The sequence below is a fragment of the Luteimonas sp. MJ250 genome (assembly GCF_039548455.1).
Classification (GTDB): domain Bacteria; phylum Pseudomonadota; class Gammaproteobacteria; order Xanthomonadales; family Xanthomonadaceae; genus Luteimonas.
This window is the reverse complement of record NZ_JBCLVB010000001.1, coordinates 49,238-61,847: the sequence shown is the minus strand read 5'-3', so window position 1 is coordinate 61,847 and position 12,610 is coordinate 49,238. Positions and strand designations below refer to the sequence as shown.

The window sequence follows — 12,610 nt, the reverse complement described above, 5'->3', positions numbered from 1 at the left end:
TGCTCTTGTTGTTGGGCTCTCGGTCTTCCACCCCCCCCCCCCCCTCCCCCCCCCCCCCCCCGGGATTGTGCGGCTCGGCGTCGACGCAGCCGGGGTACGCGCGGCCGTCCATGCCCATTGCGAGCACGGCCAGCACCTGCGCTTCGGCACTCGCCGGATCACGCGCCAGGACGCGTCCGCCCACCGCCCAGGCCCCGTTGCCGCCATCCGACGTAATCGAGAGGCCGGCATCCGCCGGTGCCGGGGCGTCCGCGGGCAGCACCTCGATGGCCAGCGGCGACCAGCAGCCGCCGGTGCTGCCGATATACGTGTCGCGCAGCATCGCGGCGACGAATGCCTCCAGCATGGCGCGCACCTCGTCGCGCGCCATGGCCTGCGCGGCAACGCTGTAACGACCCTTCACGAAGTACATGCGGTCGGCGCATGCCAGCCCGCGCTTCCCCTCCCATACCGCCATCAATCCCCCTCCCTGTTCCGCAAGCGTGTGATCGCACCGGCCAGGATCGCGCCGGTCACCGGCTTGCGCAGGAAGCCGTCGAAGCCGGCCTCCCGCGCAAGCGGCTCGGCCTCGGCGTCGGCGCGCGCGGTGACCGCCAGCAGCGGTGCGGCGAACCCGCGCGCCCGCAGCTGGCTGGCCAGCGCCAGGCCGGTGATGCCGGGCAGGTCCAGGTCCAGCAGCGCCATGTCGAACGACGTGCCCGCCACCTCGGCGAGCGCCGCCAGTCCGTGTGGTACCTGCACCACCTCGTGTCCCTGCGCACGCAGGAGCCCGGCGATCACGCGCGCGACGGTGGGATCGTCCTCGACCAGGAGCAGCGACAGCGGCAGCTGCGCGTCCCGCGGCGTGGACGGTGCGGCATCGGCGATCGGCGTCACCGGCGGCGCCGCATCCGGCAGCGGCAGGTCCACGGTGAAGTCCGTGCCCTGCCCCGGCGTGCTGTCGAGTTCGATCCGCCCCTTCATCGCCATCGCCAGCTCCCGGCAGATCGCCAGGCCCAGGCCGCTGCCGCCATAGCGCGCGGCGGTGCGCGCGCCCTCGGCCTGCTCGAAGCGGCGGAACAGGTGCGCCTGCTGCTCCTCGTTGAGCCCGGGGCCGGTGTCCGACACCACCAGGCGCACGCCTCCGGAGGCGATCGGCGCGGCCTGCAGCGAGACGCTTCCGGCTTCGGTGAACTTCACTGCGTTGCCGAGCAGGTTCAGCAGGATCTGGCGCACGCGCCCGGCATCGCCGAGCAGCCAGCGCGGCGTGTCCGCATCGACGTGGCAGCGGAAGCGGAGACCGCGCTGCCGGGCCATCGGCTCGACGAGGCCGCCGACGTCCTCCAGCAGGCTGACCAGATCGAAGGGCTGAAGCACGAGCTCCAGCTTCCCGGATTCGATCCGCGCAAGGTCCAGGGCATCGTTGACCAGTCGCATGAGGTGCTCGCCGGCGCGGCGGATGGCGTCGGCATAGCTGCGCTGGCGCGTGTCCAGTGACGTTCCCAGCAGCAGTTCGCTCATGCCCAGCACGCCGGTCATCGGCGTGCGCACCTCGTGGCCCAGGGTGGCCAGGAAGCGCGTCTTGGCCTGTGACGCGTGCTCGGCGAGTTCGCGCTTCTGCTCGTTGAGCTGCCAGGCGTGCCGCCGCTTCAGGCGATGCCGGTAGCCATGCACGACCCACAGCAGCAGCAGCGCGCCCAGGGTCGCGAACGCCACCACCGCCCAGGGGGCCTGCCACCATGGCGGTTCCACGCGCAGCTGCAGGTCCTGCACGGGCGTCCACTGCTGGTCCGCGGTGCGCGCCTGGACGCTGAGCCGGTAGCTGCCCGGCGCCAGCCGCGCGAAAATGCGCTCGCCGCTGGCGCCGGTTTCGACCCAGCCGGGGTCGTAGCCGTCGAGGCGGAAGCGGTATCGGTGGGCATGGGCATCGGTGAACGACAGCAGGCGCGCGACCACCCGCAGGTCGCGGTCGTCGTGGCGCAGCGCAATCGCGGCGTGCGGCGGCATGACGATGCGCTCGTCGCCGCGCCTCAGGTCCACCGATTCGATCGCAAGCGTCGGCGTGCGCTGGCTCCATTGCACCAGGCCCGGCTGGAACAGCAGCAGGCCGTCGGCGGTACCGGCGGCGACGTAACCCTGGGCCGAGGCCAGCACGGGATACTCGCTGAATTCGTGGCTGGGCAGTCCGTCGTGCACGCCGTAGACGCGAAGCTGGCCGCTCTCCGGATCGATGCGCACCAGGCCGCGCACCGTGGTCAGCCAGACCACGCCGGCATCGTCCACCATCACCCCGCCCGGCGCGACCACCGGCAGGCCCTCGGCCGCACCGAACGTACGCAGCGGGGCCAGCGCGCCGCCGTCCCAGGTGTAGGCGCCGAGCTCGCCGTAGCCGGCCAGCCATGCCACGCCGTCGCCATCGAAGGCGATGCTGTAGAGCGCCGCCTCCGGTGCACCCGGTACGCGCTCGAACCGCGCCGTGCCGTCGTTCCAGGCGAGCAGACCCCCGGTGGTGGCCAGCCAGACCCCGCCGTCCGGCGCGTGCACCATGTGCTCGACAAGGGTCGACGCGGCCAGTCCGCGATCGTCGCCGCGATGGATGGTATCCAGCACCGTGCCCTCGGCATCGCGCACCTGGATGCTCTGGTGGCTCGCCAGCCACAGGCTGCCGTCGCGCTGTTCGACGAACTGGGCAATGCGCCCCGGCGGCGCCGCATCCGGGCTGCCGTCGGCACGCCAGCGGCGCACGTTGCGGCTGTCCGGGTCGAAGCGCACCAGCTGGTCCTGGCAACCGAGCCAGACGCCGCCATCGGCGGCCTCGATCACCCCGGTGATGAACAGCGCGCCGCAGGCCGCCGCCAGCCGGTGTTCGATCACCCCGGTGCCAGGCGACAGGTGGTCGAGCGTGCCACCGCTGCCGACCAGCCACAGCCCGCTGCCCGTGTCCGGCGACGCCGGCGACGCCGGCGCGGCACTGTAGACGAAGGCGTTGGCCGGCGAGGACGGATCGCCGAGGCGCCGCTGCAGCACGGTGAAGTTCCGCCAGTTGGCCGGCAGGTGCCACAGGCCCGAGTCGGAGCTGGCGAACCACAACCCGCCTTCGCGATCCTCGTAGGCGCTCGACCAGGCCGGACGCACCAGCCCGCGGCTGGTGGTGCTGTACAGCGGCACGTTCCGGACATGTCCTTCATGGACCCAGGCCAGCCCGCTGCGGGTATCCAGCCAGCGCGCGCCCCGCGAGTCCTGGATGAGCATGTTGAGCGCCAGCTCGCCGAGTATCGGGTCGGTCCATGGCAGGGGTTCCAGGCGACCGTCGGCGTGGCGTGCCATGCCGCCGCCGTGGATGCCCATCCACAGGCTGCCGGCGGCGTCGATGGCCATCCCGTCGACCATCTGCGTGCCAAGCATTTCCGATGGCAACCGATCGAAGCCGCGTCCGTTCCAGCGCGCGACGCCACCCTTGGTCCCGACCCACAGGGTGCCGTCGCTGCGGTCCACGATGAGGTGCGAAACGCCATCCGAGGGCAGGCTGGAGGCATCATCGGGATCGCGCTGGTAGCGCCGCAGCACACCGTCCGCTGACAGCCGGTGCAGGCCGCCTCCCGAGCTGCCGAACCAGATGTCGCCATCGGGCGTGCCGTTGATCGACCAGATGTCGTTGCTGGCCATCTCCGGCTGCGTTTCACGGTCGTACCAGGTGAAATGCTCGCGGTCGACGTCGAGCATCGCCAGGCCCGACGATGCCGTGCCGATCCACACCCTGTCCCGGGTGTCGACGTGCACCGACCACACGAAGTTGTCACGCAGCCCGTCGCCAACGCGCCAGATGCGGAAGCCGACGCCGTCGTAACGCGCCAGGCCGTCGCGGGTCGCGATCCAGAGATAGCCCTGCCGGTCCTCGGCGATGGCATTGACGCGATTGGACGGCAGGCCGTCGATCACGCTGACCTGCCGCGGCTGCGGCAGCTGCGGCACGCTGGCAGCGGCCGCACCCGCAAGCAGCGATAGCAGGCACAGCCACCAGCCCCTTGCCCAAGCCCGCATCGAACTCCCCATGTCCACGGTGCGCCGCGCACCGATCGACCCCGGGGCATCCTCGCAATGGCCGCGCGCTGGCGCAAGTTTCGCCACGCGCCGGAGCTGCCTAGAATCGGGCCACCGGTCCGTGCGGCCACATCCGGGTGACGCCATGCCTGCCATCCACCAGCGACCCGGCCTACGATCCGCGGCAGTGGCCGCGCTCTGCGCGCTGGCCTGCGCGTGCGCGCAGGTCCCATCGCGCGATGCGTCGGTGGCCGGCGCGTCGCCGGCGGTCGACCCGGCGACCGGCTCCGTCCGCGTGCTCCCCGATCCTGCTCCGGCGCCGCATCCCGGGGCCCACGCCTACACGCTGGACCCGGTGCACACGCGAATCGTGATCGCGGTCGACCACGCCGGATTCTCGAAAGCCGTCGCCACGGTGTCGGGAACCACCGGCACGCTGCAGCTGGTGCCCGGGTCCTGGGAAGGCGCACAGGTGGAGGTCGCGATCCCGCTCGCGCAGCTGGATTTCGGCGATGCCGCATGGAACCGCGCGGTCGCCGCGCGCGGACTGCTCGACACCGGGCGGCACCCGGTCGCGGCCTTCCATTCCACGCGCATCGAAGTGCTGGGTGCCGGGCGCGCCCGCATCCACGGCCAGCTCACGCTGCGCGGCACCACCCGGGAGGTGGTGCTTGATGCCGTCCGCAACGCAGAGCGCCGCTATCCGCTGCCGCCGTTCCGCCACACCGTCGGGTTTTCGGCCACCGCCAGGCTGAGCCGCGCGGACTTCGGCAGCACCGCATGGGACTCCATGATCGGCGACGCGGTCGACGTGCGGATAGAACTCGAAGCCACCCGCTGACAGCGCCGCCCTCTTCGGCAAGCCCCGACCCGGGGCCTTTCAACCAGGCAAAAACCCTTCAAGGCCGCGATGATCAAACGGCCAGTCCAGCTCGCGGCCCCCGCCATCGTCGCGCAGCACCGGCACGCGCTCGCCATACCGGGCCTCCAGCGCCTCGTCGCCGTCGATGAACACGCTCTCGAACTCCGGGACCCGCGCCGCGGCCAGCACCTCCAGGGCGAGGTCGCAGAGGTGGCAGTCGTCGCGCTGGAACAGGATCAGGGGCATGCGGCAGGGTCTCGCTTCCGGTACGCCGGCGCACGGGTCCGTGCGCGGCGACGGCTATCATAGGCAATACACCCAGCCGCTTCGGGATGCCATGGCCGTCAGCACGTTCGACCTCTACAAGATCGGCATCGGGCCGAGCTCCTCGCATACCGTCGGCCCGATGCGTGCCGCCGCGCGCTTCGTCGAACATTGGCTCGACGAATCCGGCCGCCTGCAGGACGTCGCCCGCATCCGCGCCGAGGTGTTCGGTTCGCTGGCCCTGACCGGCCGTGGCCACGGCACCGACAAGGCCGTGCTGATGGGCCTGGAAGGCCAGCATCCCAACAGCATCGAGCCCGACATCATCCCCGCCGCGCTCGAACGCATCCGCGGCGAAAAGCAGGTCAGGCTCCTCGGCCGCCACGTGGTTGCTTTCAACGAGAAGCGCGACCTGGTGATGAACAAGCGCCAGAAGCTGCCGCACCACACCAACGGCATGCGCTTCACCGCCTACGACGCCAGCGAGGACGTGATCGCCACCCGCGACTACTACTCCGTGGGCGGCGGCTTCGTGGTCAACCAGGACGAGGCCGCCGAAGACCGCATCGTCGCCGACACCACGCCGGTGCCCTACCCCTTCAACAGCGGCCGCGAGCTGCTGGCGCAGGCACAGGAGCACGGACTGAGCATCGCCCAGCTGATGATGGCCAACGAGACCTGCTGGCGCAGCGAGGATGAGGTGCGCGCGGGCCTGCGCGAGATCCACGACGCCATGCAGTCCTGCATCCAGCGCGGCATCGCCAACGGCGGCACCCTGCCCGGCGGCCTGCGCGTGTCGCGCCGCGCGCCGGCGCTGTACGCCGAGCTGTCCGAGCGCCCCGAGGCCGGAATACGCGACCCGCTGACCGTGCTCGACTGGGTCAATCTGTACGCGCTGGCGGTGAACGAGGAGAACGCCGCCGGGGGCCGCGTGGTGACCGCGCCAACCAACGGCGCCGCCGGCATCCTGCCCGCGGTGATGCGCTATTACGAGCGCTTCTGCCCCGGCGCCAGCGAGCAGGGCATGTTCGACTACCTGCTCACCGCCGCCGCGGTCGGCATCCTCTACAAGGAGAACGCCTCGATTTCCGGCGCCGAGGTCGGCTGCCAGGGCGAGGTCGGCGTGGCGTGTTCGATGGCCGCGGCGGGACTGACCGCGGCGCTTGGCGGCACCCCGAGCCAGATCGAGAACGCGGCCGAGATCGGCATGGAACACAACCTTGGCCTGACCTGTGACCCGATCGGCGGCCTGGTACAGATCCCCTGCATCGAGCGCAACGCCATGGGCGCGGTGAAGGCGATCAACGCCTCGCGCATGGCCATGCGCGGCGACGGCAAGCACAAGGTGACCCTGGACGAGGTCATCAAGACCATGCGCGACACCGGCCGCGACATGCAGGACAAGTACAAGGAAACTTCGCGCGGTGGCCTGGCGGTGAACGTCATCGAGTGCTGAGCGTTCCGACTGTTGCCTGCCGTCCTGGCCCCGCAGGCGCTGTCCACGGCGGACGGCGCACCGCCGGCTGAACGGCTGCACGGTTCATCGGACCTGCTCAGCGATGGACGATGGCCAGCACGTCGTCCAGCAGCGCCGCCGCGGTGACGCCCGCACCCGCCCCCGGCCCGCGGATCACCAGCGGCTGGTGCGCGTAGCGACAGCTGGCGATCGCGACGATGTTGTCGGTGCCGCCGCCAGCGCCCAGCGGGTGCGAAGCCGGAAGTGCGTCCAGACCCACCCTCGCGCCTTCGGCGTCGAAACGGGCGACGAAGCGCAGCCGCGCGCCGTCGGCAGCGGCCTGGCGGAAACGCGCGTGCAGGGCCGCGTCGAGCGAAGGCAGCAGTGCGTCCACTTCGTCCCCTGGTGCCGACGCCAGGGCATCGGTGAGCAGCGAATCCACGCGCACCTGCCCCGCCTCGAGCGCCAGCCCGGCCGCGCGCGCAAGGATCAGCAGCTTCCGCTTCACGTCCTCGCCCGAGAGGTCGGTGCGAGGATCGGGTTCGGCATAGCCCAGTTCACGCGCCTCGCGCACCAGGGCCGAGAACGGCCGCGATCCGTCGTGGCGGTCAAACAGCCAGGCCAGCGAACCCGACAGCACGCCCTCGACGGCGCGGATCCGGTCGCCGCCGGCCACCAGCTCGCGGATCGAGCGCAGCAGCGGCAGCCCGGCGCCCACGGTGGCGCTGTCGCCATAGCGCGCACCGCCCCCGTGCTGCGCCTCCACGATCGCCTGCGCCCGCGCCAGGTCTCCGCCGTTGCCGAGCTTGTTGGCGGTCACCACGTGGATGCCGCGCGCCAGCCATTCGCTGTGCCAGCCGGCCACGCTGTCGTCGGCGGTGGCATCAACCACCACGTCGCCCGGACGCAGGCCCTCGCTTTCGACCCTGGGCGTCCAGGCGCCGCGACGTACGGGCGCTGCGGCACCCAGTTCCGCGAGTGCTTCAAGCGGGCGCGCGCCGCCTTCGCGCACCGAGCGCGTGTTCGACAGCCATGCGAACGCGGGAAGGCGGGCGCCCTGTGCGCGCAGGCGTTCACAGCGCTCGACGAAGGCGCTGCCCACGGTGCCCGTGCCCAGCAGGGCGAGGCGGGGCTCCGGCTGCGGAGCACGCAAGGCTTGCCCGCGGTCGCGGACGGCCAGCGGGAACCGGATGACGGCGCTCATGCGTCCGCCCTCAGGCAGGTGGCCGCCGCCAGCACGACCTGGGCGCGTTCGAGCGCGGCATCCAGGTCGGCCCGCAGGTCATCGAGCGCCTCGATGCCCACCGACAGGCGCAGGAGTCCGTCGCCGATGCCGGCCTTCTCCCGCGCCCCGGGCGTCATCGCAGCATGGGTCATCGTGGCTGGATGCGCGACCAGGCTTTCCACGCCGCCCAGCGATTCGGCCAGGGTGAAGCAGCCCAGGCCATCGATGAAGGCACGCACGGCGTCCTCGCCGCCCTCCAGCTCCACGCTCAGCATGGCGCCGAAGCCCTTCTGCTGGCGCGCCGCCACGGCGTGACCCGGGTGCGACTCCAGGCCTGGCCAATACACGCGCGCCACCGCCGGGTGGCCGTCAAGCTGGCGCGCGATGGCCTCGGCGTTTTCCTGGTGCACGCGCAGGCGCGCATCCAGCGTGCGCAGGCCGCGCAGGGTGAGGAAGCTGTCGAACGGCGCACCGGTGATGCCCAGCGCGTTCGCCCACCAGCTGAAGCATTCGTGCAGCTCGGGCGTCGCGGCCACCACCGCGCCGCCGACCACATCGCTGTGGCCGTTGATGTACTTGGTGGTCGAATGCAGCACGGCGTCGGCGCCGAAGGCGATCGGCTGCTGCAGCGCCGGTGACAGGAAGGTGTTGTCGACCGCGACCAGGGCCTCGGCGCGATGCGCGGCCTCGATCACGAAGCGCAGGTCGGTGATCCGCAGCAGCGGATTGGAGGGCGTCTCGACCAGCACCAGCTTCGGCTTCGTCGCCAGGGCTTCGGCCAGCGCACGCGGATCGGTCAGGTCGGCGGTGACCAGTTCGAAATGGCCCTTGCGCGCGAGTGCGTCGAACAAGCGCCAGCTGCCGCCATAGGCATCGTGCGGCACCACCAGGCGGTCGCCGGGCCCGAGCAGCGCGTGCAGCAGCAGGGTGATCGCAGCCATGCCGCTGGAGGTCACCACGCCGCCGGCGCCGCCTTCGAGATCGGCCAGCGCCGCGCCAAGCAGGTCGCGGGTGGGGTTGCCGCTGCGGGTGTAGTCGTACTCGCGCTTGCCGCCGATGCCTTCGAAGCTGAAGTTCGACGACAGCACCAGCGGCGGCACCACGGCGCCAAACGCCGGGTCGCGGTCGATGCCCGCGCGCACGGCGCGGGTGGCTTCGCCCTGGCCGTGATCGCGCCCGCTCATGCCGACACCTCCGTGTCCAGCGCGGTGCGCAGGATCGCGTCGATGCGGCCATCATCCTTGAGGAAGGCGTCATGGCCGTGCGGCGAACGCAGCACGCGCAGATTGGCCGGGCCGCCGAGGCCTTCCACCAATGCCACCGCTTCGGACAGCGGCACCAGCGGGTCGCCCTCGACCGCCACCACGGTCACCGGCACGCGGACGTCCGAGGGGGCCACGCGGTGCAGGTCGAGCGACTCCGACAATCGCTGCCAGGCGACCGCCGGCGTGCTCGCGACAAAGCGCACGCCTGCGGCGTCGAGGTAATCCTCGGACGCGACCCTGACGCGTCCGTTGACCACCTCGGCCGGCGCGCCGAAGCGCTCGGCGAACCCGTCGCCACTGCGATAGCCGAGCATCGCGAACTGCCGCGCCAGCGCGAGCCCCTGGCCTTCCGCACACTGCAGCCCGCCCAGCGCCACCGCCTTGCGCTGCAGCGCGCGCCCCGCCGCGGCCCAGGGATGCGCTCGGTGCGCACCGCTGACCGCGACCACACGCTGCAGGCGTCCGCCGTGCCGCGCGGCGAACTGCAATGCGACCGCGGCGCCGTAGGAATAGCCGACGAATGCACGCAGCCGCGCGATGCCGAGCACGTCGAGCAGCACCGCCGCCGCATCGGCCTGGTCGGCGGTGTCGATCACCGCGTCGAGGCCACCGTCGGCGCCGACATGGTCGAAGGCGAGCAGGCGCAGGCGCGTCGGATCAAGGGCGCGGCCGTTGCCGACCGTGGACTCGGCCCAGCCGCGTTGCGGGAATGCGGCGCTGGCCACGAGGTGGCGCCCGGCTGAGATCCCGCCAGACACCAGCACCACCGGCGCGCCTTCGGGTCCAAGCAGTTCCCAGGCCAGGCGCAGGCGGCGGGCACCGGCGTGGCGCATCGCCAGCACCACGTCGATCTCGCAGCGCATGGCGACATGGCCGTCGCAGCTCGCCGTGGGAAGAGCCGGCGGTTCGTGGGCGATGGGGAACGCTGCGGCACGCGTGGCGGAAGGGGCGATGCAGTCTTCGAGGCTCATGGCGATATCCGTGTGTGGACAAGGCCATCGATGCCGCGGGGCATGCCGAAGGATGGGTATCGCAGCAGCGGCGGCGATACGCAACGAACCACCCCGACGGGTGAGCCGCAGCCATCTTCCGGTAGACACACAGGTCCCCGCAGGACTTGGCACAGCGGACGGGGCTTGCGCCCCATCCAGTTGCCCCGGCTTCGTCGGGCCTGTCCCTCAGCCGGTCTCGATGGATGGCCGCAGATTGACACCGGCGACGACCGCTGTCAATCGCTTCATGCGGATGAAGCGATATTATTATTTTGCGGTCGCCGGAAAGGTGTCGGGCACCGCATAATCACGCGATGTCGAGACCCATCGTTGCGAGTGCGCTCGCCCTCCTGCTTGCCGCCTGCGCCACATCCCCGCAGTTCCCCCCGCCCTCCCGACCATCCGCGGCGCCGCCGGTCCCGCCCGTATCGGCGCTGGTCGCCGAAGCCTGGATTTCGCCCGACGTGCCCGGCGAAGAGCTGGACTCCGTGATCACCTGGGTCTCCGGCGAGGGTGACACCTGGCTGCTCGCCACCGGCAAGTCCACCCATCGCCTGACGGTGTTCAACGGCGACTCCGGCGCGCCGCTGCGCACCGTCGGCGCGCGCGGGGAAACGCCGGGCGCGTTCAACCGTCCCAATGGCCTCGCGGTCTTCGGCGACATCCTGTTCGTGGTCGAGCGCGACAACCATCGCGTGCAGCTGCTGTCGCTGCCGGACTTCGCGCCGGTGGCCAGCTTTGGCCACGACGAACTGCGCAGCCCCTACGGCATCTGGCTGCACGAGCGCGTGCCGCGGGAGCTCGAGGTCTTCGTCACCGACAGCTTCATGTACGGCGAACGCCATGACGTGGTGCCGCCGGCCGAGGAGCTGTCGCAGCGCGTACGCCGCTACCGCCTGCGCTTCGACGACCAGGGCCACCTTGATGCCGCCCATCTCGGATCCTTCGGCGAGACCGCGGGCCCGGCGCGCCTGAACATGGTCGAGTCGATCGCCGGCGACCCGGCGCACGACCGCCTGCTGGTCGCCGAAGAAGACCAGACCAGCCCGTCGAACATCCACGTCTACGACTTTGCCGGCCGCTGGACCGGGCGCAGCCTGCCGGAAGGCACGTTCACCGGCGAGGCCGAGGGCGTGGTGCTCTGGGCCTGCAGCGCCACCGGCGGCTACTGGCTGGCGGTGGACCAGCAGGCGCCGCTGACCCGGTTCCATCTATTCGACCGCAAGAGCCTGGAGCCGGCGGGCAGCTTCCACGGCGGGACCACCGCGCGCACCGACGGCATCGCCCTGCACGCCCCGGCCACGCCGCGATTCCCCGGCGGCGTGCTGTACGCCGTGCACGACGACCGTGCGGTTTCGGCCTTCGACCTGGGCGACATCGTCGATGCGCTGGGCCTGGACACCGCCTGCCTGCACTGACCGATGCGCACTCTCTTCGCCGCCGCGATGCTGCTTGCAGGGTGCATCGCGCTGCCCGCAGGCTGCGCTCTGTCCGGCACCGCGCGGGCCGCCGAGCCCGTTGCAGGCGCGCGCCAGGGTCCCGCACCGCTTGCGCGACTGGACCTCGTGGACCGCGGCCACGGCCCCGAGGCGTGGGCGGAGAACCTGCTTTCCGGCCCCGTCGAGGTCGTGCTGCGCGCCCGCGGCGCGATGCCCGTGGCATATCCAGCGCTGCCAGCGCGCGCAACCGTCCCATCGCTGGGCCGGGTGCTGGTCTCGCGGGTCGACCGCGCCGACGCCCTGCTTCTGCTCGACGTGGTGCCCGGCCATCCCGGCGCGCGACCGCGCGATGTCGAATACGCATGGCCGCTGGCCACCCACGTGCTCAACATCGGCCAGGGATGGGGCGGCGCGTTCAGCCACCGCGACGACGAGAATCGCCACGCAGTCGACTTCGCGGTCGCCGAAGGCACCCCGGTGCTGGCCGCGCGCGACGGCATGGTGATGCAGGTCGAGGCCCGCTTCAGCAACGGCGGCCTTGATTCACCCGCCAACACCGACCGCGCCAACTTCATCCGCATCCTGCACGACGACGGCACCATGGCCGTCTATGCCCACCTTGCGCCTGACGGCGCGCAGGTCCGCCAGGGCGAACGCGTGCGCAGCGGCCAGCGCATCGGCAGCTCCGGCAGCACCGGCTACAGCGGCGGCCCGCACCTGCACTTCGCCGTCCAGGCCAACCGCGGCATGCGCCTGGTGTCCCTGCCCTTCAAGATGTTCGGCCCGGCCGGGATCCTCCGCTTCAGCGAGGCGGCGGCGGGGGTGGAGTGAAGAGCTGGGAGCTTTTTTTGCCACGGAGTTACGCGGATCGGGATTCTTCTCGAGGCTCTGCGGTGCTGACGTGACAGTCGGGGGCGTTGTTGGGCCGGGAGCTTCTCCACTGGGGTCCGCGCTGCACGTGCCGCGCATTTCTCCGCACACCCTCCCGGACTATCAGCAAAAAGCCCACCAATCCGCGTGAATCCGTGGCAGAAGTTCTTCGGACCCACACCAGCCCCGTATAATCCCGGACTTTCCGCACACCCCG

9 protein-coding genes, 1 pseudogene and 1 riboswitch are annotated in these 12,610 nt (G+C 71.4%); of the genes and pseudogenes, 4 read left to right on the top strand and 6 right to left on the bottom strand.

Annotation, left to right across the window (positions count from 1 at the left end; all coding sequences use genetic code 11):
• Both WCE37_RS00240 and WCE37_RS00235 read right to left on the bottom strand, forming a co-directional pair.
• Window positions 1-457: pseudogene (locus WCE37_RS00240) on the bottom strand (hypothetical protein); the annotation flags it as partial.
• A complete protein-coding gene (locus tag WCE37_RS00235) occupies window positions 457-4,020 on the bottom strand; it encodes a two-component regulator propeller domain-containing protein (RefSeq protein ID WP_343277615.1) in 3,564 nt (1,187 codons plus the stop codon). The gene WCE37_RS00235 and the pseudogene WCE37_RS00240, both read right to left, overlap by 1 nt.
• 187 nt (window positions 4,021-4,207) lie before the next feature.
• Here WCE37_RS00235 and WCE37_RS00230 point away from each other — a divergent pair, with 187 nt between their 5' ends.
• Complete coding sequence (locus tag WCE37_RS00230) at window positions 4,208-4,861, top strand: YceI family protein (protein ID WP_343277614.1); 654 nt, start codon at window positions 4,208-4,210, stop codon at window positions 4,859-4,861.
• A 39-nt stretch (window positions 4,862-4,900) separates the two neighbouring features.
• Here WCE37_RS00230 and WCE37_RS00225 read toward each other — a convergent pair whose 3' ends face one another.
• Window positions 4,901-5,128 (bottom strand): glutaredoxin family protein, encoded by a 228-nt coding sequence (locus tag WCE37_RS00225; RefSeq protein ID WP_343255706.1) that lies wholly within the window; start codon window positions 5,126-5,128, stop codon window positions 4,901-4,903.
• A 91-nt stretch (window positions 5,129-5,219) separates the two neighbouring features.
• Here WCE37_RS00225 and WCE37_RS00220 point away from each other — a divergent pair, with 91 nt between their 5' ends.
• A complete protein-coding gene (locus WCE37_RS00220; RefSeq protein ID WP_343277613.1) occupies window positions 5,220-6,602 on the top strand; it encodes an L-serine ammonia-lyase in 1,383 nt (460 codons plus the stop codon).
• 97 nt (window positions 6,603-6,699) lie between these two features.
• Here the strand turns inward: WCE37_RS00220 and WCE37_RS00215 are convergent, their stop codons facing one another.
• From WCE37_RS00215 to WCE37_RS00205, 3 genes are read right to left on the bottom strand one after another with little or no spacing between them, the layout of a single operon-like run.
• Window positions 6,700-7,806: a homoserine dehydrogenase gene (locus WCE37_RS00215; protein WP_343255708.1), complete on the bottom strand. Its 1,107-nt coding sequence runs from the start codon at window positions 7,804-7,806 to the stop codon at window positions 6,700-6,702.
• A complete protein-coding gene (locus tag WCE37_RS00210) occupies window positions 7,803-9,011 on the bottom strand; it encodes an O-succinylhomoserine (thiol)-lyase (protein WP_343277612.1) in 1,209 nt (402 codons plus the stop codon). The genes WCE37_RS00215 and WCE37_RS00210 overlap by 4 nt, the downstream gene beginning before the upstream one ends.
• The gene (locus tag WCE37_RS00205) at window positions 9,008-10,063 is read right to left on the bottom strand and encodes a homoserine O-succinyltransferase (protein ID WP_343277611.1); all 1,056 of its coding nucleotides are present in this window, start codon (window positions 10,061-10,063) and stop codon (window positions 9,008-9,010) included. The genes WCE37_RS00210 and WCE37_RS00205 overlap by 4 nt, the downstream gene beginning before the upstream one ends.
• A gap of 108 nt (window positions 10,064-10,171) precedes the next feature.
• A riboswitch (SAM riboswitch) is annotated at window positions 10,172-10,290 on the bottom strand.
• 108 nt (window positions 10,291-10,398) lie between these two features.
• Between WCE37_RS00205 and WCE37_RS00200 the strand changes: the two genes are divergently transcribed.
• Together WCE37_RS00200 and WCE37_RS00195 are read left to right on the top strand one after the other, a co-directional pair.
• Window positions 10,399-11,502 carry a phytase gene (locus WCE37_RS00200; protein ID WP_343277610.1) on the top strand — a complete coding sequence of 368 codons (1,104 nt, stop codon included), beginning with the start codon at window positions 10,399-10,401 and terminating at the stop codon, window positions 11,500-11,502.
• Window positions 11,503-11,505: 3 nt separating this feature from the next.
• Window positions 11,506-12,354 carry a M23 family metallopeptidase gene (locus WCE37_RS00195; RefSeq protein WP_343277609.1) on the top strand — a complete coding sequence of 283 codons (849 nt, stop codon included), beginning with the start codon at window positions 11,506-11,508 and terminating at the stop codon, window positions 12,352-12,354.
• Window positions 12,355-12,610: the final 256 nt, after the last annotated feature.